This window comes from Kitasatospora sp. NPDC058190 (assembly GCF_042883685.1).
Classification (GTDB): Bacteria; Actinomycetota; Actinomycetes; order Streptomycetales; family Streptomycetaceae; genus Kitasatospora.
Genome location: NZ_JBHVVI010000023.1, coordinates 19822 through 42477 on the forward strand (window position 1 = coordinate 19822; position 22656 = coordinate 42477).

The 22656-nt window shown below is 73.4% G+C and carries 16 protein-coding genes and 2 pseudogenes; 6 read left to right on the top strand and 12 right to left on the bottom strand.

Going from position 1 to position 22656, the window contains the following annotated elements:
- Positions 1 to 26: 26 nt before the first annotated feature.
- Positions 27 to 609, bottom strand: a pseudogene (locus ACFVWU_RS13715) (molybdopterin cofactor-binding domain-containing protein); the annotation flags it as partial.
- A gap of 581 nt (positions 610 to 1190) precedes the next feature.
- Here ACFVWU_RS13715 and tnpA point away from each other — a divergent pair.
- Together tnpA and ACFVWU_RS13725 are read left to right on the top strand one after the other, a co-directional pair.
- Positions 1191 to 1427, top strand: a pseudogene (gene tnpA / locus ACFVWU_RS13720) (IS200/IS605 family transposase); the annotation flags it as partial.
- Between the two features lie 556 nt (positions 1428 to 1983).
- Positions 1984 to 2451, top strand: coding sequence for a hypothetical protein (locus ACFVWU_RS13725; RefSeq protein WP_387619362.1), 468 nt, complete (start codon positions 1984 to 1986; stop codon positions 2449 to 2451).
- A gap of 86 nt (positions 2452 to 2537) precedes the next feature.
- Here ACFVWU_RS13725 and ACFVWU_RS13730 read toward each other — a convergent pair whose 3' ends face one another.
- The 10 genes from ACFVWU_RS13730 to ACFVWU_RS13775 all read right to left on the bottom strand — a co-directional run bounded on the left by ACFVWU_RS13730 (position 2538) and on the right by ACFVWU_RS13775 (position 16250).
- A complete protein-coding gene (locus ACFVWU_RS13730; protein ID WP_387619365.1) occupies positions 2538 to 4520 on the bottom strand; it encodes an Ig domain-containing protein in 1983 nt (660 codons plus the stop codon).
- Between the two features lie 333 nt (positions 4521 to 4853).
- On the bottom strand, positions 4854 to 5471 hold the full coding sequence (locus ACFVWU_RS13735; protein ID WP_387619367.1) for a hypothetical protein: 618 nt from the start codon (positions 5469 to 5471) through the stop codon (positions 4854 to 4856).
- A 129-nt stretch (positions 5472 to 5600) separates the two neighbouring features.
- Complete coding sequence (locus ACFVWU_RS13740; RefSeq protein WP_387619370.1) at positions 5601 to 5840, bottom strand: DUF6213 family protein; 240 nt, start codon at positions 5838 to 5840, stop codon at positions 5601 to 5603.
- 72 nt (positions 5841 to 5912) lie between these two features.
- Complete coding sequence (gene dnaK, locus ACFVWU_RS13745) at positions 5913 to 7775, bottom strand: molecular chaperone DnaK (protein ID WP_387619372.1); 1863 nt, start codon at positions 7773 to 7775, stop codon at positions 5913 to 5915.
- Between the two features lie 198 nt (positions 7776 to 7973).
- Complete coding sequence (locus ACFVWU_RS13750) at positions 7974 to 8423, bottom strand: hypothetical protein (RefSeq protein ID WP_387619375.1); 450 nt, start codon at positions 8421 to 8423, stop codon at positions 7974 to 7976.
- A 125-nt stretch (positions 8424 to 8548) separates the two neighbouring features.
- The gene (locus ACFVWU_RS13755) at positions 8549 to 9880 is read right to left on the bottom strand and encodes a nitrate/nitrite transporter (protein ID WP_387619377.1); all 1332 of its coding nucleotides are present in this window, start codon (positions 9878 to 9880) and stop codon (positions 8549 to 8551) included.
- Positions 9877 to 10236, bottom strand: coding sequence for a nitrite reductase small subunit NirD (nirD, locus tag ACFVWU_RS13760; RefSeq protein WP_387619380.1), 360 nt, complete (start codon positions 10234 to 10236; stop codon positions 9877 to 9879). Before nirD ends, ACFVWU_RS13755 begins: the two co-directional genes overlap by 4 nt.
- Complete coding sequence (gene nirB / locus ACFVWU_RS13765) at positions 10233 to 12839, bottom strand: nitrite reductase large subunit NirB (protein WP_387619383.1); 2607 nt, start codon at positions 12837 to 12839, stop codon at positions 10233 to 10235. Before nirB ends, nirD begins: the two co-directional genes overlap by 4 nt.
- Positions 12836 to 14059: an NAD(P)/FAD-dependent oxidoreductase gene (locus ACFVWU_RS13770; protein WP_387619385.1), complete on the bottom strand. Its 1224-nt coding sequence runs from the start codon at positions 14057 to 14059 to the stop codon at positions 12836 to 12838. The genes nirB and ACFVWU_RS13770 overlap by 4 nt, the downstream gene beginning before the upstream one ends.
- A gap of 73 nt (positions 14060 to 14132) precedes the next feature.
- Entirely contained in the window at positions 14133 to 16250 is a 2118-nt protein-coding gene (locus ACFVWU_RS13775) for a molybdopterin oxidoreductase family protein (protein ID WP_387619499.1), read from the bottom strand.
- Between the two features lie 192 nt (positions 16251 to 16442).
- On the opposite strand from ACFVWU_RS13775, the gene ACFVWU_RS13780 reads away from it, so the two are divergent.
- Together ACFVWU_RS13780 and ACFVWU_RS13785 are read left to right on the top strand one after the other, a co-directional pair.
- Complete coding sequence (locus ACFVWU_RS13780; RefSeq protein ID WP_387619388.1) at positions 16443 to 17567, top strand: uroporphyrinogen-III synthase; 1125 nt, start codon at positions 16443 to 16445, stop codon at positions 17565 to 17567.
- On the top strand, positions 17567 to 18271 hold the full coding sequence (locus ACFVWU_RS13785; protein ID WP_387619391.1) for a sirohydrochlorin chelatase: 705 nt from the start codon (positions 17567 to 17569) through the stop codon (positions 18269 to 18271). Before ACFVWU_RS13780 ends, ACFVWU_RS13785 begins: the two co-directional genes overlap by 1 nt.
- Positions 18272 to 18408: 137 nt before the next feature.
- On the opposite strand, the gene ACFVWU_RS13790 is transcribed toward ACFVWU_RS13785, so the two are convergent.
- The gene (locus ACFVWU_RS13790; RefSeq protein ID WP_387619393.1) at positions 18409 to 20496 is read right to left on the bottom strand and encodes a phosphocholine-specific phospholipase C; all 2088 of its coding nucleotides are present in this window, start codon (positions 20494 to 20496) and stop codon (positions 18409 to 18411) included.
- Positions 20497 to 20955: 459 nt separating this feature from the next.
- Here ACFVWU_RS13790 and ACFVWU_RS13795 point away from each other — a divergent pair, with 459 nt between their 5' ends.
- Both ACFVWU_RS13795 and ACFVWU_RS13800 read left to right on the top strand, forming a co-directional pair.
- Complete coding sequence (locus ACFVWU_RS13795) at positions 20956 to 22089, top strand: hypothetical protein (protein WP_387619395.1); 1134 nt, start codon at positions 20956 to 20958, stop codon at positions 22087 to 22089.
- The gene (locus ACFVWU_RS13800) at positions 22067 to 22648 is read left to right on the top strand and encodes a hypothetical protein (RefSeq protein ID WP_387619398.1); all 582 of its coding nucleotides are present in this window, start codon (positions 22067 to 22069) and stop codon (positions 22646 to 22648) included. Before ACFVWU_RS13795 ends, ACFVWU_RS13800 begins: the two co-directional genes overlap by 23 nt.
- Positions 22649 to 22656 lie beyond the last annotated feature (8 nt).

The window sequence follows — 22656 nt, forward strand, 5'->3', positions numbered from 1 at the left end:
AGTCCCCACCCAGGGTGACCGCCGCGTCACTGCGGCCGGTCGGCCAGCGCCTGCCACACCTGGTCGCGCAGGAACGGCGGGTCGGTGAAGCGGATGCCGATGGCGTCGCGCAGCGCGTTGGCGAAGGCGGGGGCGACCGGGTTGAACGGGCTCTCGCTCATCGACTTGGCGCCGAGCGGGCCGATCGCGTCCGAGGTGTCGGAGAAGTGCACCTCGGTGCGCGGCACATCGGCGTACGCCGGGAGCCGGTAGCGGCGGAAGGCCGCGGTGGTGACCTCGCCCCGCTCGTCCAGCAGCACCCGTTCGAACAGCGTCGCGCCGAGCGCCTGGGCGGCCCCGCCCTCGACCTGGCCCCGGCACTGCAGCGGGTTCATGACCTTTCCGGCGTCGGCGCCGTGGACGCTGCGCAGGATGCGGATCTCGCCGGTGTCCGGGTCGACGGCGATGCGGAACCACTGGGAGTTGAAGGCGATCGAGCGCGGCGAGCCGCCCCAGTGCCTGGCGGCGGAGAGCTCCACCCCGCGCCGGCGCCGCCTCCTACAGCTCCTGGAGCATAATGGCCCGGCCCTCGCAGTCCACCGCCTCCGCGCCGAGCCGCACCAGGGCGCGCGGGCTGCGGGCGTACTCGTGGGAGGCCACGCGACAGCCAGCCGCGCCCTACCCGCAAGCCCGGTCCATCACTTCGGTAGGGCGAGTCAGCTTCTCGGCTGTAAACGGCCGAGCTTGCAGGTAGCGCCCAACTGGCTGTTGGGTGGGCTCCCGCGTCCAGCCACCGCTACGCGGTGACAGGGGCGGATGACTGCCGCCCCGCATCCCAGGCAACGGCCGCTCGGTGGGCGATGTTGCGGGAGGCGTTGCGGTCGGCGTGCGCAACGACGCCTGGTACGCCGCTTGCTTCCCCGCCTGCCAAGGTTCCCGGCCCGGATGTTCGCCACCAGCGCCGAGTAGGCGTCCGCGACCTTGCGGATGACGTGCAACGCGGGCTGAGCCGACAGACCGGCCGCTTTCAGTTCAAGATACGCCGCACCCTGCAAGGTCCTCCGGGCCCTTGCCCCCGTGTGGAACGCCAGCTCGGAGACACGATTGGCCTGCCGGTTGCAGACGGACAGGGTGTTGGCGAGAGCCACCGCCGCCTCGGGCGACGGCATCAGCTTTACCTGAATCGCCGTCAACATGCGAACCACCGTAACATGGTGTCCGTATCACCACGACGGGAACCAAACCCTGCTATACACAGGGGTCGAAGCGTCGTCTACATGCTTCACGCCCACTTGGTCTTCGCCCCCAAGTACCGGCGCGGGGTCTTCACCGACGGCATCCTGCGGCGCTGCGAAGAGATCATGCGGGACGTGTGCGCCGACTTCCGCGCCGAGCTGCGCGAGTTCAACGGCGAGCGCGACCACGTCCACCTGCTGATGCACTATCCGCGATGCGGCGGCGCTCCGCGCCGCCCAGCTCAGGGAAGCCATTCCTCCCGATGACTAAGGCCACGGAATTCCTGGCCAGATCGCGTTGAAGCCGCCGGCGCACGGGCGTCACGAGTGGGTCCGGGCACCATTCGCACCGGTTACGCGCTGGTCGACCACCCAAGGGCGGCCGGGGAGTTGGCCGCTCCGCATGCCAACTTCGACAACGCTGTCGAGCTTGGCATGACCGGGCTATGCTGGCGGAGGTCCGCACGATGAGTTCCCGCCCCGTCGACGTCCGCACCAACCCGGCGCGCCCGACCGGAAGGAGGCGAGACCCATGGACCGCAGGAGTCCGGCCCGCGACCACGCCCACGTCCGCCCCCGAACCCCCGAGCCGCCGTCCGGCAGAACTCGGCTCGCCCGGTGATCTTCTGACGCTACGTCAACTCGGCGACCGGTCTTCCACCGTCCGGTCGTCCAGGCGTGCCCCGGGCCGCCCGCCACCGTTGTACGGAAGGTGAGTCGCCGCGCCCGCCCCCGACCCCCGGCGCCCCTGCCGAGGAAGAGGTTCCCGATGACGACGTCCCGGCTCTTCCCGCGCCCGCGCGAGGCGGCGGTCCTGCTCGCCGTCCTCGGGCTGCTCGTCCTGGAGGAGGTCGCCCTCGGCATGGCGGAGGAGGAGGACCGCCCGGTGATCGGCGGCATCCTGATCGGTGCCTCCTGCTCCGGGCTGCTGGTGGTCGGCGCGGTGCTGTTCAGCCGATGGCTCGACGCCCGCCGCCCGCTGCCGCTGCCACCGCTCGGCCCCAACGGGCGCGAGTACAGCGCCCGGGCGCTCGAAGGCTTCCCGATGGAGGCCGTCCGCCCCCTGCTGCTCACCGAACACGCCCCCCAGCTCGGCCAGTTGTACTCGGCCTGGATGCTCGCCAGGGCCGGCCGCCCGGCCCCGTGGATCGCCCGGCGGCTCGACATCCCGCTCGATGCCGCCCAGCTCCTGACCGACGCCGCCCGTACCGGCACGCCGCCGCTTCCCGGGCCGTGACCCCCGGGCCGTGATCGGCACGCGGTGCGCCCCGGCACCGCAACGCGCGGTGCCGGGGCCGGAGTTCGGGCGCTCGGTGCGGGAGGTCAGCTCTCCCGGGCCGAGGCGTCGTCGATCAGGAACGCGGTGGTCGGGGTCGCACCGGTCTCGTGGGAGACCAGCTTGAGGCCGATGGTGGTCCCCCAGCCGACCTGGGCGATGACCGAGGAGAGATCCACCGACTGGTACTGGTAGCCGTTGGTCGGGTTCTGGCTGCTCCAGGTCTTCACCGTGCCGATCGGCTGCCCGGTGTACTGGTTGATCGCCACCAGCGACAGGGTGTCGGGCGCGGTGGTGGAGGCGTTGGTCGACTCGGTGTCGAGCCAGAAGGAGAAGCTCGCCTGCCCGTAGCCCGGGTAGGTGTTCAGGTAGGTGGTGATGGAGTCGTCCGTCCCGGTGTTCTGGCCGAGCCAGGCGTACCACGAGCCGGAGTGCGGCGCGTGCAGGCTGGACGGAGTGATGATGTTGTACCCCGACGGGCTCCACGCGTCCGTCATCACGGTGTGGTTGACGTCCGCCGAGCCGTTCTCGAAACCGGCGTCGATGAGCTGCTCGATCGAGCCGCAGCCCGTCCCGCCGGCGGCGCTGAGGTTCTCCCAGAAGCCGGTGGACGCCGCCTTGCCCGCCGCGTCCGTCGCCGTCACGGTGATCCGCTGGTAGCCGTTGGTCGCGGCGGCGGTGCCGGAGATCACCCCGCTCTTCGCGTCGATGGCCAGCCCCTGCGGCAGCCCGGTGGCGCTGTAGGTGAGGGCCGAACCGCTGCTGGACACGCCCACCGCCGGGACCGACAGCGGCTGCCCGGCCTTGTCGGTCCGGTCGCACATCGTGCTCACCGAGACCGGCGGACTGGTCACCACCGGGTCCGAGGCCATGCACAGGTGGTCGGTGTTGGACCACAGGGTCTGCAGCGGGAAGCTGCCGGTCGACAGGTTCTCGAAGAACAGCCCGCCGTTGGCGCCCTGCGGGATCCAGGCGCACTTGTCACCGACCTCCTGGCCGGTGGCGTCGGTCCACCCGCCCGGGGTGTTCGGGTCGGTCACCGTCTCCGCGTACTCGTGGCCGCCGATGATCCCGTAGCCGTCCAGTCGGCCCCTCGGGGTGTTCTCGCCGAACCAGTTGGTGCCGCAGCCGGCCACATCCGTCAGGTACGGCATGTTGGTGTAGGCGAGCTGGCCGTACGGCGAGCGCTGGAAGTCGTGCCAGGCGCAGTAGCCCAGCTCCTTCCACTTGTCCGGGTCGGTGCCCTGCGGCGAGTCGATGATGTACTGGACGTTGCGGTTCTGCGCCTCGGTCAGGTTGCCGAAGTGCTTGGCGGCGGCCAGCGCCTCGGCACCGAGCTGCGGTTCGGTCGCGGCCTGCGGCGCGGGGGCGGCGTTGTCCACCCAGACACCCGCGAGCACGCTCCCCGCCTGCGGGTACGGGATGTGCGCGGATCCGGCCGGGCACTGGACGGAACCGGCGGCGATGCCCTCGCAGTACTGGGTCAGGACGGCGCTCCAGCCGTCGCCGGCGCTGCCGAGGCCCTTGAAGAAGTCCTGCTGGTACGGGGCGGCCTGATCCGGGTCCCCGGTCGTCACGGTGTCGCCGGTCGAGTTGGTCGACGGGGTCCCCCACTGGGAGCCCCAGAGCACCAGGTAGACCTTGGGCGCGCCGATCACGACACCGGTCGACTCCTGGCCGCCCTTGTAGGTGACCTGGAGGTCGTACTGGTTCGCGACGTTGCCGTCGCCGTCCTTGCCGGTGCCCGGGTCGGCGCCGTCCATCAGCTGGGGAGTCTTCTTGTTGCCGGTGTTCGCCGTGGCGACCGGGCCGGTCCGGGCGGCCCGGGCCCGGTGCGGGCCGGACTTCTGCGGGGCGGCGGCCGTCTTCGGGGTGCCCGGTTCGGCCACCACGGTGGCGGTCTCCGCCTTGTGCGGCTCGGCCATGGCGGTCAGCGGGCTGCTCAGCGCGGCGCCGGCCAGGGCGGCGGCGAGGGCCACCAGTGCGGTTCGGTGGCCGCGTTGGAACAGTCGGGATCGGAATCTGATCACGGGTCGGGTTCCGTCTCTCATGACGTGGGGGGAGGGTGCGCGTAAGCGGCGGGGGCTGGGGATGGGGAACCGGATCTCGCCCGGGCCGCTGTGCAATGCGCCATATGATATTTCACTGAACCTCGCGCACAAGGCCCCTGCGAGCGGCGCGAACCGGCGCCACCCGCCCACGGACACCCCGCCCGACCCCACCCCGGCGCGGTGGCGCACCCGCCCCACCTGGCCCGATGGTCCCCGAGCCGACACCCCTGCGACCGGCTCGCCAACTCGGCGACCCGGCGCGGATTTTAACTGCCCCTTACCCGACCCGACCTCGCCTTGGGATTCCCCCCGTCAGGCGTGTCGCCCCGCGTTCGCCTGTGCCACCAGGAACGGCACCAGCCCGCGCTCCGCCAACGCCGACCGCCAGGCGTCCCGCGCCTGCACCAACTCCCCCAGCCCGCTCGCCTCCTCGGCCGCCGGCCCCTTCCCCCGGGCCGCCGCCCCCAACAGGCCCAACCCGCCCACCAGCAGACACACCGCCGCCACCCCTGCGGCCACCCAGCCGGCGGTCACCAGCGCGCGCCCCAGCACCTCCATGTCCTCGGACAGCCCCAGCACATAACCGAGCACCAGGAGCACCGCGGCAGCCGCGGCGGCGACGATCGGCAGTATCACCCCCAGCACCCCCCACCACCCGGACACCCGTTCCCGCGCCGGCGCGTCCACCGGCAGCCGGGCCGCCGAGTCGGCGTCCGCGCGCAACGTCGCGTACCGCTCGTACTCCGGCGCAGCAGCGGCCAGCACGTACTCGGCGTTCTCCCGCGCCGTCCGCCGCAACCGCTCCACCCCGCGCGCCTCCTCGCCGGCGTCCCGCAGCGCGGCCCGCACCTGCGGCGCCGCCAGCGCTCTGCCGAGCTCCGTCTCGAAGTCGGCCCGGTCCTGCTGCGGCAGTCGAAGCGGCCTGTCCATGGTGTGCCCCCCGTTCGCTGTTCACCTGTGGGCCATAGGGCCATAGTTCTACAGCACTGTAGAACACGGAGCCAGACCGAGGTCTCCCGGTTCACCTGTGGAATCAGAGGAAAAGGAAGGGTCGCCTCCTCACTCGCGGCCGCGCGACGAGAAGGCGATGCACTCCACGTCGATCTGGTCGGCCAACCGGCCCAGAGCCCCGGCGAGCGCGAGGAGGGTCTCCGGGTCGTAGTCCGTCTCCCCGTCCCGGCCGTTCGCCAGGTTCACCCAGCCGGCCGCCACCTTGCGGAGCATGGTGGTGACCTCGGCGGCGGGAATCAGCACACCGCCACCGCTCGGGAAGACCACGGGGACGCTCACCTGAACCACCGCTGCCTCCTGACCTCGGCGCGGCCCCACTCCCTCCAGCCTCTCCCGCCCCGCCCAGGCGGACAAGGGTGCTCAGCCGGCCTTGCCACCTCGTTCGTCCTCGACGATCTCGGCGTCCACAACCTCCTCCTCGGCAGCGGCCCCCGAGGACGCGCCCGCGGTGCCCGACGCCCCGGACCCGCCCCCGCCCGCCTGCCCGTAGATGGCCTGGCCGAGCTTCTGGCTGACCTGGGCGAGCCGGTCCCGCGCGTCCCGGATCGCCGCGCTGTCCTCGCCCTTGAGCTTCTCCTTCAGCTCCGCCACGGCCGTCTCCACCTCGCCGCGCACATCACCCGGGATCTTGTCCTGGTTGTCCCGGAGGAACGTCTCCGTCGAGTAGACGAGTTGCTCGGCGCCGTTGCGCGTCTCGGCCTCCTCCTTGCGCTGCCGGTCCTCCTCCGCGTGCTGCTCCGCCTCGCGGACCATCCGGTCGATGTCGTCCTTGGGCAGCGCCGAGCCACCCGTCACGGTCATCTTCTGCTCCCGCCCGGTGCCGAGGTCCTTCGCGGCGACGTGCATGATGCCGTTGGCATCGATGTCGAAGGTGACCTCGATCTGCGGGACTCCACGCGGGGCCGGGGCGAGCCCCGTCAGCTCGAACATGCCGAGCTTCTTGTTGTACGCGGCGATCTCGCGCTCGCCCTGGAACACCTGGATCTGCACGGACGGCTGGTTGTCCTCGGCCGTCGTGAAGATCTCCGAGCGCTTGGTCGGGATGGTCGTGTTGCGCTCGATCAGCTTCGTCATGATGCCGCCCTTGGTCTCGATCCCGAGCGACAGGGGCGTGACGTCGAGCAGCAGGACATCCTTGACCTCGCCCTTCAGCACGCCCGCCTGGAGCGAGGCGCCGATCGCGACCACCTCGTCCGGGTTGACGCCCTTGTGCGGGTCCTTGCCGGTGAGGTCCCGCACCAGCTCGGTCACCGCGGGCATCCGGGTCGAGCCGCCGACCATGATCACGTGGTCGATGTCCGAGACCTCGATCCGCGCGTCGTTCACCGCCTGGTGGAACGGCGCCCTGCAGCGCTCCAGCAGATCGGCGGTGAGCTGCTGGAACTGGGCGCGGGTGAGCTTCTCCTCCAGGTGCAGCGGGCCCTCGGCGGAGGCCGTGATGTACGGCAGGTTGATCGTCGTCTCGGTCGCCGACGACAACTCCACCTTCGCCCGCTCGGCGGCCTCCCGAAGCCGCTGGACGGCCATCTTGTCCTTGGACAGGTCGACGCCGTAGCCGTTCTTGAACTGCTTGACCAGGTGGTCGACCACGCGCTGGTCCCAGTCGTCGCCGCCCAGATGGGTGTCGCCGTTGGTGGCCTTCACCTCGACCACGCCCTCGCCGATCTCCAGCAGGGAGACGTCGAAGGTGCCGCCACCGAGGTCGAAGACCAGCACGGTCTGGTCGCTCTCCTTGTCCAGGCCGTAGGCGAGGGCGGCGGCAGTCGGCTCATTGACGATCCGCAGCACCTTGAGCCCGGCGATCTCGCCGGCCTCCTTGGTCGCGGTGCGCTGGGCGTCGTTGAAGTACGCGGGCACCGTGATCACGGCGTCCGTCACGTTCTCGCCGAGGTACGACTCCGCGTCACGCTTGAGCTTCTGGAGCACCCGGGCGGAGATCTCCTGCGCGGTGTAGCGGTGGCCCTCGACGTCCCCGCTGTCGGGGAACCGCCAGGCACCCTCGCCCATGTGCCGCTTGACCGACCGGGCCGTGCGATCGACGTTGGTGACCGCCTGGCGCTTGGCCACCTCGCCGACGAGCACCTCGCCACCCTTCCCGAAGGCGACGACGGACGGTGTGGTCCGTGCGCCCTCGGTGTTCGTGATGACGGTGGGTTCGCCGCCCTCCAGGACGGAGACCACCGAGTTCGTCGTACCCAGGTCTATCCCGACCGCGCGTGTCATCTCCCGGCCTCCTGATCCTCCGGGCGCAGGGCCCCGGAGCGATGTACCTCAATTCAGGCATAGAGCCCGAGCGGACAGGGGTCAAGCCGCGGGTCGGGGCCTGGGTTGTCAGGCTCCGACCGCCGTCAGGATGCCGCGCATGACGTGGTGGTACGTGCAGCGGTAGGACGAGGGCGCCGGCCCGGACGGGCGGGTGCGTCAGCCGACGGCGAGTTTCACCCGGAGGGAGTCCGCGGCGGCCGACGGGGTGGCGCCGATGTTGGAGACGGTGGCGATCACGACGGCGTCGGCGCCCGGGATCCAGTTGACGGTCTTGGACTGGACGATCAGCTGCCGCTGCTGCTGCGTGCCGTCGCAGAGGATGTCGGCCTCGGCGGTCCGGCTGGAGCCGAAGGCGATGGAGGAGGAGTCCTCCGGGTCCTTCTGCTCGACCGAGACGGTGAGCGAGCGGGCTTCGTCGGCGACCGAGCACAGGTAGTCGACGTCCACCCGGACCCGGCCGGGGACCTTCGGATCGATCCGGGCCTTACCGAGGGTCACCGTCGTGGTGACCGGGTCATCGGTCGGGTCGGGGTCGGCGGCCAGGGCCGGAGGGGCGAGGCCGACGAGGGCCGAGGTCAGTACCGTCAGGACGATCCACCGCTGCACTGCAACCTCCGGGGCTGAGGACGTGTTGCGGCCGACGCTAACCGGCGTTCCGAACACCCGCGCGCCGAGTCGTCCGATCGCCGTACGAACGACCCGGCGCCGGTGCGGCCGAGGCGGGCGCCCCCTCATCGCCGCCGGAGCCACACCGCCCAGGTCAGCACCGAGCAGAGCACGTACGCCGCCAGGAACCCCAGGTACGCGGCGTCCCCGTTGTGGCTGGCCTGGAAGGACTGCCGGAAGGCCAGGTTCACCAGCACCCCGCCGAAGGCGCCGATCGCCCCGGCGAGCCCGATCAGTGCCCCGGCCCGGCGCCGGGAATCGGCCTCGGCGGCGTCCGGATCGGCGCCGCCCGCGACGGCCCTGCGAGCGATCGACTGGAAGTGCGCCGGGATCATCTTGTACGTCGAGCCGTTGCCGATGCCGCTGAGCACGAACAGCGCGATGAACCCGGCCAGGAACAGCGGCAGCGAGCCCGCTCGGGAGGCGGCCAGCACGACGGCCGTCCCGGCCCCCATGGCGAGGAAGGTCGCCAGCGTCACCCGCGCGCCGCCGTACCGGTCGGCGAGCCGCCCGCCGACGGGCCGCAGCAGCGAGCCGAGCAGCGGTCCGAGGAAGGTGAGCGCGGCGGCCTTGACCGGGGTGTCGAAGCGCTCGTGGAACTGCACCTGCAGCACCTGCCCGAAGGCGAAGCCGAAGCCGATGAAGGAGCCGAAGGTGCCGATGTACAGCGTGGACACCGCCCAGCCGTAGGGGTCGCGGACGACCTCGCGCAGCGCCCGCCCCTCACCGCTGGCGGACACCGGCAGGTTGTCCATCCTCCACCAGGCCCCGGCCGCCGCCAGCACGATCAGCGGCAGGTAGACCAGCGGCAGCAGCCGGGGGTGGGCGGCGCCGGCCGTGGACAGCACCAGCAGCCCGAGCAGTTGGACGGCCGGGACGCCGAGGTTGCCGCCGCCCGCGTTGATGCCCAGCGCCCAGCCCTTGAGCCGGTGCGGGTAGAAGGCGTTGATGTTCGCCATCGAGGAGGCGAAGTTGCCGCCGCCGACCCCGGCCACGCAGGCCACCGCGAGCAGCGTCCCGTACCGGACGCCCGGCTCCAGCACCACGGCCGCCAGCGCGGTGGGCACCAGCAGCAGCAGCGCGCTGATCACCGTCCAGTTGCGGCCGCCGAAGCGGGCGACGGCGAAGGTGTACGGCAGCCGCAGCAGCGCGCCGAGCGCGGTCGGCAGGGCGGTGAGGGTGAACTTCCCGGCGGTGTCGATGTGGTACTCGGGTCCGAGGAAGAGCACCAGCACCGACCACAGGCTCCACACCGAGAAGCCGATGTGCTCGGAGAGGACCGAGAGGACCAGGTTGCGCCGGGCGATCCGGGCGCCGGTGCGCGCCCAGAACTCCTCGTCCTCCGGGTCCCAGCCGGCCAGCGGGGCGGGCGTTCTCGCTTCGAGGACGGCCGTCATGCCACCGGCTCCCGGTCGAAGGCCCGGACCGGCCAGCGCCGCAGCACGGCGGGGGCGCCGTCGGGGGCGGTGTCCTCGTCCAGGCAGCGCCCGTCGGTGAGGTCGTACACCTGCTTGTACATCGGGGAGATGAGGGTCGGCCGCTCGCCGCGGCTGCCGATCAGGCCGCGGGAGAGGACCGGGGCGCCGCTGAACGGGTCGAGGTTGTCGACGGCGTACAGCTCCCCGGCGCGGTCGCGGAAGAGGGCGACCTGGCCGGCGTCGGGCAGCAGCACCGCGACGCCGCGGCCGGGTTCGAGGTCGGCGAGGGAGCAGACGGTCTGCCAGCGGCTGCCGTCGTGGATCTGTACGGTCACGGGGTGAGCACCTCCAGTCGGGCCCCGGCGACCAGCACCGGGGCGTTGAGGGTGTGGCCGGCCTCGCCGGGGCGGGCCGGGCGGATCTGGCCGCGTTCGGGGACGAAGGTCACGGCGGGGTCGGGGGTGCCGGGGGCGTTGACGAAGGAGGCGAAGCGCCGCAGCCGCTCGGGGTCGGCCAGGGTCTCGGCCCATTCGTCCTGGTAGCCGCCGATGTGGCGTGCCATCAGTTCGTCCAGCTCGGCGGCGATGCCGAGCGAGTCGTCGAGGACCACGGCGCGCAGGTGGTCGAGGCCGCCCTCCAGCCGCTCCAGCCAGACCGAGGTGCGCTCCAGCCGGTCGGCGGTGCGGATGTAGAACATCAGGTAGCGGTCGATGGTGCGGATGAGGGTCTCGTGGTCGAGGTCGGCGGCGAGCAGGTCGGCGTGCCGGGGGGTCATGCCGCCGTTGCCGCCGACGTAGAGGTTCCAGCCGGCCGAGGTGGCGATGATGCCGAAGTCCTTGCTCTGCGCCTCGGCGCACTCGCGGGCGCAGCCGGAGACGGCGGCCTTGAGCTTGTGCGGGGAGCGCAACCCCCGGTAGCGCAACTCCAGTTCGATGGCGAGGGCGGTGGAGTCCTGGACGCCGTAGCGGCACCAGGTCTCGCCGACGCAGGACTTCACGGTGCGCAGCGACTTGCCGTAGGCGTGTCCGGACTCGAACCCCGCGTCGACCAACCTGCTCCAGATGACCGGGAGTTGGTCGACGGTGGCGCCGAACATGTCGATCCGCTGGCCGCCGGTGATCTTGGTGTAGAGGCCGTGGTCGCGGGCGATCTCGCCGATGGCGATCAGCCCCTCGGGGGTGATCTCGCCGCCGGGCACCCGGGGGACGACCGAGTAGGAGCCGTTGCGCTGGAGGTTGGCGAGGAAGTGGTCGTTGGAGTCCTGCAGGGCGCCCTGCTCGCCGTCCAGGATGTGGCCGTTGCCGAGGCTGGCCAGGATGGAGGCGACGGTCGGCTTGCAGATCTCGCAGCCCTCGCCGCTGCCGTGCGCGGCGAGCAGCTCGGAGAAGCTCGCCAGCCCGGTCACGCGGACGATCTCGTACAACTCGGCCCGGGTGTGGGCGAAGTGCTCGCACAGACCCTTGACGGTGGAGACCCCGGCGGCCTCCAGCTCCTCGCCGACGACGGTGCCGAGCTGCTTGAGGCAGCTGCCGCAGCCGGTGCCGGCCCGGGTGCACTTCTTGACGGCGGCGACGCTGTCGGCGCCCTGCTCGCGGACGGCGGCCCGGACGGCGCCCTGGGTGACGTTGTGGCAGGAGCAGAGCACCGCGTCGTCGGGCAGCGCGACCGGTCCGGCGGAGGCGAACCCGGCGGGCAGCACCAGCTGTTCGGGGGCGACGGTGAGCGGCTTGCCGGCCACGGCGAGCGGGCGCAGGGCGCCGTAGCCCTCGGTGTCGCCGACCAGGACACCACCGAGCAGCGCGCCGTCGGAGCCGATCACCAGCTTGCGGTAGACGCCGCTGCGGCTGTCGCTGTACAGCACGTCGAGCGCGCCCTCGGCGCTGCCGTGCGGGTCGCCGAAGCTGGCGACGTCGACGCCGAGCAGCTTGAGCTTGGTGGACAGGTCGGCGCCGGTGAAGCCCTCGCCGGTGGGGCCGGCGCCCTCGCCCTCCCGCTCCGCGATGGTCCGGGCCGCCGTCTCGGCCATCTGGTAGCCGGGGGCGACCAGCCCGTAGACCCGGCCGTCGACGGCCTGGGCGCACTCGCCGATGGCGAGGATCGCCGGGTCCTCGGTGCGGCAGTGCGCGTCGACCACGACGCCGCCGCGCTGGCCGACCGGCAGTCCGCAGTCCCGGGCGAGCTGGTCGCGGGCGCGCACCCCGGCGGAGAAGACCACCAGGTCGGCGGGCAGCTCACGGCCGTCGGAGAGGGCGAGGGCGCGGACCCGGCCGTCCGGGCCGGCGAGCACGCCGCCGGCGCCGGCGCTGGTGTGGACGGTGACGCCCAGGTCCTCGATCTTGCGGCGCAGCGCGGCGCCTCCGCCGTCGTCCACCTGCACGGCCATCAGCCGGGGCGCGAACTCCACCACGTGGGTGGCCAGGCCCCCGGCCCGCAGGGCGCCGGCCGCCTCCAGGCCGAGCAGTCCGCCGCCGACCACCACACCGGTGCCGGCGCCGGCGGCCTCGGCGCGGATGGCGTCGACGTCCTCGATGGTGCGGTAGACGTGGCAGCCGGGGGCGTCGGTCCCGGGCACGGGCGGCACGAACGGCACCGAGCCGGTGGCCAGCACCAGGACGTCGTAGCGGACGTCGGTACCGGACCGGGTGGTGACGGTCCGCCCGGCCCGGTCGATCGCGGTGGCGGGGTCGCCCAGGCGCAGGTCGATGCCGTGCTCGGCGAGGAAGCCGGCCGGGCAGAGCGCGAGGTCCTCGGCGGTGCTGCCGTCGAAGAGCGAGCTGAGGTGGACCCGGTCGTAGGCGGGCCGGGGTTCCTCGGCGAGCACGGTGACCCGCCAGCCGCGCGCGGCCGGCTGCTCGGTCCAGGCCTCGAGGAAGCGCTGGCCGACCATGCCGTGGCCGACCAGGACGAGGTCGCGGACAGTGCGGTCGTCAAGGGTCATCGCGCTTCTCCAGTCATTGCGGTTCCTCGGGTGAGCAGGTGCAGGGGGTGGCCGGCGAGCGCGCCGCCGTCGGCGAAGGCGCCGGCCAGCGCGTCCACGGTGGCCAGGTCGCCGAGCAGGATGGCGCCGACCAGCCGGTCGCCGCGCAGGACGAGCTTCTTGTAGCTGCCGCGGGTGGCGTCGGTGAGCCGCAGCACGTCGAGGCCCGGGTCGAGGGTCTCGTCCACGGTGCCGAAGGCCGCGTACTCCAGGTCGCCGGTGCTGAGCCGGGCGCGCGGGCTGGTGCCGGGGTAGCGGGCCTCGGGCTCGGCGCCGGAGAGGCGGCGGGCGAGCACGTCGGCCTGCTCCCAGGCGGGGCCGGCCAGGCCGTGGACGGTGCCGCGGTGTTCGGCGCAGTCTCCGATCGCGTGCACGTGCGGGGCGGCGGCCAGGTGGTCGTCCACCAGGATCCCGGTGTTGACGGGCAGTCCGGCGGCGTGGGCCAGCGCGGTGCGCGGGCGGGTGCCGCAGGCCAGGACCACCAGGTCGCAGTCCAGCCGGTAGCCGCTGGCCAGCTCCACCGCTCCGACGCGATCGCCGCCGTGCACGGTCCGGGCCCGGTTACCGGTGTAGCACTCGACGCCGAGCCCCTGGAGCCGTTCGCGCAGCACGGCGGCCGCCTCCGGGTCCAGCTGACGCTCGATCAGATTCGGTGCCTGGTGGACGATCTCGGTGCGCACCCCGAGCGCGGCCAGCGCCCGGGCGGCGCTCACCCCGAGCACCCCGCCGCCGATCACCACCGCCCGCTTGGCGCCGACGGCTTCCTCGGCCAGTCGGGCGCAGTCCGCCAGGGTGCGCAGCGTGTGCACGCCCTCGACCAGGCCGTACCCGTCGGTGCGGCGCAGCCCGCGGACCGGCGGGAGCACCGGGTTGGCGCCGGTGGCGAGCACCAGTTCGTCCCAGGGCTCCACGGTGCCGTCGGCCAGGCCCAGCGTCCGGGCTTCCGGATCGAGGGCGGTGACCTCGCAGCCGGGCCGGGCCGACGCCCCGCCGAGCGGCAGCGCGATCGACTCGGCGTCGTAGCGCCCGGTCAGCACCTCGGCGAGCAGCACCCGGTTGTACGGGGCGCGCGGCTCGGCGCCGTACACGGTGACCGTGCCGGGCCCGCCGAGGGCGCCGTAGCGCTCGGCGAAGCGGGCGGCCGCCATGCCGCCGCCGACCACGGCGATCCTGGAGCTCATGCGCCCGCCTCGCTTCGCTCGGCAGGGGCGTTCGCCCATGCGCGCCTTTTGACGATGAGCTCGCTCCGCTCGCTCATGCCGTCACCTCTTTCAGGACCGGCTCCACCCGGACGGCGCAGAGCTTGAACTCCGGCATCCGGGAGACCGGGTCGAGCGCCGGGTTGGTGAGGCTGTTGGCCCGGCCGGCGCCCGCCCAGTGGAAGGGCATGAAGACGGTGTCGGGCCGGATGGCGTCGGTGATCCGCGCCGGGGCGACCGCCCGGCCGCGCCGGCTGGTGACCGCGACCGGCTCGCCGTCGGCGATCCCGAGCCGTCCGGCCAGCCGCGGGTGCAGCTCGACGAACGGGCCGGGGGCGGCCGTGTTGAGCTCGGCGACCCGGCGGGTCTGCGCGCCGCTCTGGTACTGGGAGAGCACCCGGCCGGTGGTCAGGAACAGCGGGTACTCCTCGTCCGGCTCCTCGCCGGCCGGGCGGTGGGTGACCTCGGCGAAGCGGGCCCGGCCGTCCGGGGTGGCGAAGCGGTCCAGGAACAGCCGCGGGGTGCCCGGGTGGTCCGGCGCCGGGCAGGGCCAGAAGACGCCGTCCTCGGCGACGATCCGCTGGTAGCTGATGCCCGCGTAGTCGGCGTCGCCGCCGGCCGAGGCGCGGCGCAGCTCGGCGAAGGCCTGCTCGGCCTCGGCCGGGAAGCCGTCCGGAACGCCCAGCCGGGCGGCGAGTTCGCGCAGCAGCCACAGCTCGCTGCGCACCCCCTCGGGCGGGTCGAGGGCGCGGCGGCGCAGGATCACCCGGCCTTCCAGGTTGGTGGTGGTGCCGTCCTCCTCGGCCCACTGGGTGACCGGCAGCACGACGTCGGCGAGCGCGGCCGTCTCGGAGAGCACCACGTCGGCGACCACCAGCAGGTCCAGCGCGCGCAGCCGCTCGGTGACGTGCCCGGCGTTCGGCGCGGAGACCGCCGGGTTGGAGCCGGCCAGCAGCAGCGCCCGCACGCCGCCGGGCTGCCCGAGGCCGTCCAGCAGCTCGTACGCGGACTTGCCTGGGCCGGGGATGCTCCCGGCCGGAACGCCCCAGACGGCGGCGACGTGTTCCCGGGCCGCCGGGTCCTCGATCGAGCGGTAGCCGGGCAGCTGGTCGGCCTTCTGACCGTGCTCGCGCCCGCCCTGGCCGTTGCCCTGGCCGGTCAGGCAGCCGTAACCGCTGTACGGTCGGCCCGCCTTGCCGGTGGCCAGGCACAGGTTGATCCAGGCGCCGACGGTGTCGGTGCCCTTGCTCTGCTGCTCCGGGCCGCGGGCGGTCAGCACGATGCCGGTGTCCGACTCGCCGAACAGCCTTGCTGCTTCGCGGAGTTGGTGGACGGGTACGCCGGTGATCCGCTCCACCCGGTCGGGCCAGTGGGCCATCGCCGACTCACGGGCCCGGTCGAATCCCGACGTTCGTCGCGCGATGAACTCGCGGTCCGTCAGGCCATCCGCGATCACCAGGTGGAGCAGGCCGAGGGCGAGCGCCAGGTCCCCGCCGGGGCGGGGCTGCAGGTGCAGGTCGGCCAGTTCGGCGGTGCGGGTGCGGCGCGGGTCGACCACGATCAACGTGCCGCCGTTCTCCCGCAGTTCTCGGAAGTAGCGGACGGCGGGCGGCATCGTCTCGGCCGGGTTGCCGCCGACCAGGATCAGGCAGCCGGTGTGCGGGATGTCGGCGAGCGGGAACGGCAGCCCGCGGTCCAGGCCGAAGGCCCGGCGGTGCGCGGCGGCCGCCGAGGACATGCAGAACCGCCCGTTGTAGTCGATGTTGGCGGTGCCCAGCACGACCCGGGCGAACTTGCCCAGCAGGTACGCCTTCTCGTTGGTGAGCCCGCCGCCGCCGAACACGCCCACCGCGTCCGCGCCGTGCTCGGCCCGCGTCCGGGCCAGCCCGGCGGCCACCCGGTCCAGCGCCTCCGACCAGCTCGCCGAGCGCAGCGGGGCACCGGGCCGGTCACGCAGCAGCGGGCCGGTCAGCCGGACGGTCCGGTCCAGCAGCGCGGGCGCCGAACGGCCCTTGCCGCACAGCGCGCCCCGGTTCACCGGGAACTCGGGCCGCTCCAGCACCTCGGCGGGCTTGTCCGCGCCTGCCGACAGCCGCATGCCGCACTGCAGCGAGCAGTACGGGCAGTGCGTGTCGGTGGCCGTGGCGAGGACGGCGGGGCTGGTCAGCGTCATGCCGAGAAAGGTCGCGGCCCGCTGTTTCGCGATCGGGTCGTCGATGTTGCGGGCGCGGTACACCTCGCTCACGGCGCCCGACCGCCAGGGTGCACGGCCGGACATCTGGCGTAACCGCAGCGGCACTTTCGCTTACCGGCAGGTGACGGCCGGGCAATGCCCCCGTAACACGCGCGCCGCAGGCTGTCGCGCATGGCAGCAACCCTCACCCCGCCAGGACCGCTCACCGGCTTCACCGTCGGCGTCACCGCCGCGCGCCGCCGCGAGGAGCTCACCGCCCTGCTCACCCGGCGCGGCGCGCAGGTGGTCGAGGCGCCGGTGCTGCGCATCCTGCCGCTCGCCGACGACCTCGCGCTGCGCGAGGCCACCGACCGCTGCCTGGCCGCCCCGCTCGACTACGTGGTGGCCACCACCGGGGTCGGCTGGCGCGGCTGGATGAGCGCGGCCGAGGGCTGGGGCCGGGGCGCCGCCCTCGCCGAGGCCTGCCGCGGCGCGGTGGTGCTCAGCCGCGGTCCCAAGGCCACCGGCGCGGTCCGGGCCAGCGGGCTGGACGAGGGCTACTCCCCGGACACCGAGGCCACCGACGAACTGCTCACCTGGCTGCTCGCCCGGCCGCTGGCCGGGCGCCGGATCGCCGTCCAGGAGCACGGGGTCCGCCTGGACACCTTCGCGGCGGCGCTGCGCGAACGCGGCGCCGAGGTGATCTCCGTCCCGGTCTACCGCTGGGCGCCTCCGGAGGACCCGGGCGCGGTGCGCAGGCTCCTCGACCAGACCGTCCGCCGCCAGGTGCACGCCCTCACCTTCACCAGCGCGCCCGCGATCACCGCGCTGCTCGCCGCGGCGCAGGCCGAAGGCCTGTACGACGCGTTGCTGGACGCGCTGCGCGCGGACGTCCTGCCGGTCTGCGTCGGCACCCTGTGCGCCCGCCCCCTCACCGACCTCGGCCTGCCCGCCGTCCACCCCGAGCGCGGCCGCCTCGGCGCACTGGTCCGGCTGCTCGCGGACAGCCTGCCGGGCCGGGCCCCTCGTGAAGTCGCCCTCGCCGGAAGGGTGTTGACCCTCCAGGGAAACGCCGCCCTGGTCGACGGCGAGAGCCACTGGCTCAGCCCGCGCGGCGCGGCGGTGTTGCGGGCGCTCGCCGAGCGGCCCGGCCGGGTGCTCAGCCGCGCCGACCTGCTGCGCGCCGCCTGGCCGGACGCCACCGCCGACGAACACGCCGTGGAGGCCGCGGTCGGACGGCTGCGGGCGGCGCTGGGGCCGCACGCCACCCTGATCCGCACCGTCCCCAAGCGCGGCTACCGGCTGGCGGCGGGTTGATGGCCCCGGTGCTGCTCGCCGTCGCCCACGGCAGCCGCGATCCGGCGGCGGCGGCCTCGACCCGGGCTCTGCTGCGGGTGGTTCGCTTCCTCCGCCCCGAACTGACCGTTCGTTGCTGCTTCCTGGACCTCGCGCAACCCGCGCTTTCGGATTCCCTTGCCCAACTGGCGCACCAGCGGCCGATCCTGGTCCCCCTCCTGCTCGGCACCGGCCACCACGCCCGGGTCGACCTCCCCGAGGCGCTCGCCGCCGTGGGCCTCCCCCTCACCCACCTCGCCCCCGCACTCGGGCCCCACCCCCTGCTCGCCGAGGCCCTCGCCGACCGCCTCACCGAGGCCGGCGCCCCTTCCCACGCAGCGGTGGTGCTCGCCGGAGCCGGCTCCTCCGACCCCACCGCCGTCGCCGACACCGCCCGGATGGCGGAGTTGTTGGCCACCCGCCTCGACCGACCGGTCATCCCCGCCCACCTCTCCGCCGCCGCCCCCACCCCCCACCAGGCGGTCGCCGCTCTCCACGCCGCGGGCCACCCCGCCGTGGCCCTCGCCGGCTACCTCCTCTCCCCCGGCTTCTTCGCCCGCCGCGCCGCCACCACCGCGGCCACCTGGACCAGCGCCCCGCTGGCGGCCCACCCGGCCGTCGCCCGGCTGGTGCTGCGGCGCTACGACGAGGCGCGGTCGGCTACGGCGCTGCCTTCGGCCGCCTGACCCGCTGGAGGAGGCCGGCGCGGCGGGCCCGCGAGCCCCGGCCGGTGCCGAGCCGGCCGCACGCCGAAGCGCAGGGCACGGGGAGGGGGCCCCAGCCCGGTGGCTGGGGCCCCGTCACGGCCGCCGGTGGGTGCCGGTCAGCCGGTGATGCTGGTGGCGCCGGTTTCGAGGTGGCCGGTGGCGCGGCGGCTCCAGGCGGGGTCGCTGTCGACGGTGACGGTGAAGTCGTACCAGCCCTGCGCGATGGTGACGGCGTTGAAGTGGTCCTGAACGGTGTCTCCGGGTTCGACCTGGTAAGTCCAGCTGCCGGTACGGTAGTTGGTGGCGGTGATGGTGAAGGTGACGGTGCTGGTGCCGGTGTTGGTCATGGCGAACCAGACCGCCGGCTTGCCGGTGTCCGGCGCCGGTGCGTAGGAGGTGGTGGCCTCCGCGGTCTTGCCCGCGGTGGTCGCGTTGCCGGCGAAGCGGCGCAGGGTGCGGTTGGGGCCGAGCACGGTGAGGTCGTACTGCCCGTTGCCGTAGCCGGCGCCGATGTCGAAGGAGTCGGTGGCGCTGCCGTCGGTGCCGGTCGCGGTGTCGTACGGGGCGACGGTGTACTGCCAGGGGCCGCCGCTGCGGTAGGCGTTGGCGTACACCGAGTAGTGCGCCCAGGCGGTGGCCTGCGGGCCCTGGTTGGCCAGGTCGATCCAGAGCAGGATCCGACCGTTGGCGCCGTACTCGATCCGGTCGACCCAGGCGTTGGGCTGGTAGGGCAGCGCGCGGGCGGGCTTACTGCCGGGCTCCTGGGTGGGCATGGAGTTGGTGCCCGGCTTCGGGTTGATCTGCAGGTTGGCGGTGGCCTGGCTGATGGTGGCGCTGGTGTCGGGCAGCGCGGGCACGCCGTAGACGGGGTTGGTGAAGTCGAAGGCGCCGGTGAGGTCGCCGCAGACCTGGCGGCGCCAGGTGCTGATGTTGGGGCAGACGGCGGGGGTGCCCAGGGCGGCGGTCCAGGTCTCCAGGAAGCGGATGACGCTGGTGTGGTCGTACACCTGGGAGTCGACCCAGCCGCCGCGGCTCCACGGCGAGACCACGATCATCGGGACGCGGAAGCCGAGGCCGATGTTGGCGCCCTTGCAGAACTCGCCGGCGGTGCCGGCCGGGGCCGCGGGCGGGGGCACGTGGTCGAAGAAGCCGTCGTTCTCGTCGTAGTTGAGGAACAGGGCGGTGGAGTTGAAGACCTCCGGGTCGGCCGCCAGGGCCTGCAGCACCAGGTTGACGAAGTGCGCGCCGTTCTCCGGCGGGCCGTCCGGGTGCTCGGAGAACAGCTGGTTGGCCACCACCCAGGAGACCTGGGGCAGGGTGCCCGCGAGCGCGTCGGCCTTGATCGCGGCGGCGATGTCGTCCGGGGTCGAGCCGGTGCCGCTGGGCACCGAGCCCATGCCGCGCTGGGCCAGCGGGCTCGAACTCGGCGCGCTGGTGAACTGGTTGAAGTAGGCGAGGCCGTTGTCGCCGAAGTTGTCGTGGGCGTTCTGGTAGACCTTCCAGCTCACGCCCGCGTTCTGCAGGGCCTCGGCATAGGTCTGCCAGCGCAGGCCCGACTCGGAGCCGCCGTCGTAGGCCGGACCGCCCGCGGTGGCGCCCGGGTCGATCGTGCCGGACCACAGGTAGGTGCGGTTGGGGCCGGTGGCCGAGAGGATCGAGCAGTGGTACGCGTCGCAGACGGTGTAGGCGTCGGCCAGCGCGTAGTGGAACGGTATGTCCTCGCGGGCCATGAAGCCCATGGTCCTGTCCGAGCCCTTGGCGGCGATCCAGGAGTCCATCTTCCCGTTGTTCCACGCCTGGTGCTGGGTGGACCACGAGTGGTCGAGCGAGCCGTCGCACTGCGCCAGCTGCTCGGCGCTGACGCCCCACCACCAGGTGTTGGTCTTGCTGAGCTGCCAGGGGTACTGCCGCCCGCTGCCGTTCGGCTGGTTGAACACGCTGGTGCCGCCCGCGATCTGGAGGGCGGTGCGGTCGCCGAATCCGCGCACGCCCTTCAGGGTGCCGAAGTAGTGGTCGAAGCTTCGGTTCTCCTGCATGAGCACCACGACGTGCTTGACGTCCCGGATCGTCCCCGTGGTGCCCGTGGTGCCGGCCGTGGCGGCGGACGCGCTCGGCGCGGCGCCGGGCAGGGCTGCGTCCAGCCCGATCGCCGCACCGAGGGCGGCGGCGGAGCCGAGGAAGGTGCGACGGGTGACGGGTGACACGTGAGGCCTCCGAGAAGTCTGGACAACTCCGACGTCGGCGACTGTCGGGCAGCCAGATGGCTACCGGTCGGTAGCCGGGTGGCGGAGAAGTTACACCCGGCCGACAGTTGACGGAAAGTCTCGTACCGCCCTGAATTCGCCGGCCGCCGAGCACCCCGATCCGCGGGGCTCCGCGACCATGGGGTGCACACGAACGGGTTGGTGGTGAGAATGGGCGGCGGGGCCGGGCACAGGATGGAGTCGCCGGTGAAGGCGTTACCGGGTGGCCTGGCCACGCTCGTCGCGGTCCTGGCTGTCCTCGCCGCCTTCGCCACGGGCGCGAGCCCCTCCCCTTCGCCGACGCCGTCGCCCAGGCCCACGCCCTCGCCCTCGCCCACGCCCACGCCCACGGGGACCAGCGCGCCGGGACAAGCCGTCTCCCTGCAGCCGACGCACGGACCCCGGCTCGGGACCGTTCAGGTGACGCTGTCCGGGTCCGGGGGCTGCACGGCCGTCTCCGGGGAGTTCCCCGCCTCGATCCCCTTCGGCGTGACCTGGGACGACCCGGCCATGGAGCTCACCACCGTCCAGGCCAGGGACGACGAGCCGCCCTCCGGCACGTTCACGGTGCCCGACGGTGCCAAGGACGGCCCGCACACGGTCACGGTGACCTGCCCGGGCCGTCCCCCGACCTCGGCCACCGCCACGTTCACCGTCGCGCCGCCCACGCTGACGGCGGATCCAGCCGGCTCGGCACCGGGGTCCACCACGACCGTGTCCGGAACCGGCTTCGCCTGTCCCGCGAACGACACCGTCGCCCTGACGTGGGACACCACCGCACTTCCCGGCCCCGGCAAGCCCGACGCCGACGGGAGCTTCAGCGCCCCGGTCACCGTCCCCCCGGACGCGGCCGACGGCGACCACGACCTGCGCGCGTCCTGTGCATCGGAGCCGCGGATCACGGCCGACGCGCACGTCCGGGTCCAGTCCCCGGCACCGACTACGCCGACGCCGACGCCGACGCCGACGCCGACGCCGACGCCGACGCCGACCGAGCCGTCACCCGTCAGGACGATGACCGCGACACCGGGCGCCGCCCTGCACCTGTCCGGCCGGACGAACGCCTGCCCCGAGGGCGCCGGGTCGCGCCAGGTCGTGCTCTCCTGGGACAACGGGCCCAAGTCGCAGCCGGTCGCGGCCGACGGGTCGGGAAAGTTCGACGTGACCGCCACCATCCCGTCGAACGCACCCACGGGCCCGCACCACATCACCGTGGAATGCGCGGACACCCACACGGTGACCGAGACCGTCCCGGTCCTCGTCGCCCGGCAGATCCCGCCTCAGCCACCGAAGCCGGACCACCTGCTCTGGATCGTCCTCGGCGCTCTCGCGGCGGCGGCCCTGGCGGCGTTCGGGCTGCACCGCACCCTGCGGACAGGCGGCACGTCGGGCACGGTGACGGCCGAGGCGGGCGCGTGGGGCGACGCCCGGACCGAGCTGACCGAGCAGGGCGGGCCCGCCGGGCCCGGGCGCAGCGTCCGGCTGGAGCCGCACCCGGACCCGGGCCGGCAGAGCATCGAGGAGGTGCGCGATGACGATGGTCGCGACGGATGACCCGTACTCCCTGGGGACGTTCCTGGGGACCGTGGAGCCACTCGCCGACGCCCTCCGCCGACAGGACGCGGTCACCGCCCTGGGCGGCCTGAACAGGGCTCTCTCCCAGGCCGCCGAGCAGGAGGTGACGCGCGTCGTCCACGGTTTCCTGGGGCTGGACATGATCGATCTGGTGGCCGGCGGCTGGCGCACCCACGCCGGGCTCGCGGCGGCCGCGCGGAACACGTGCGCGGCCCCGGGCAGCGAGGAGGTCGTCGCACTGCTGGACCACCGGGTCAGGTCGGTCCACCACCCGACGGTGAAGGTGTCGGTCGACGGGGTGCCGGTCGGCACCCTCGCGGTGGACATCGAGGTGGTCTTCGAGCTCAACGGGATCGTGGCCGTCGTACGCGAGGGCAGGCTGGTGGCGGTGCGGGCGGGCTTCTGCACGGCCAAGGCGGAGCTGGCCGTCGAACGGATCACGGTGGTGAGCCGTCAGAGACAGTTCGACCTGCCGGGCGGCGTGCGGTGGCGCAGGGGCGTGGTGCTGCGCCACTGCGTGCCGACCCCGCCCGGCTGACCGGTGGC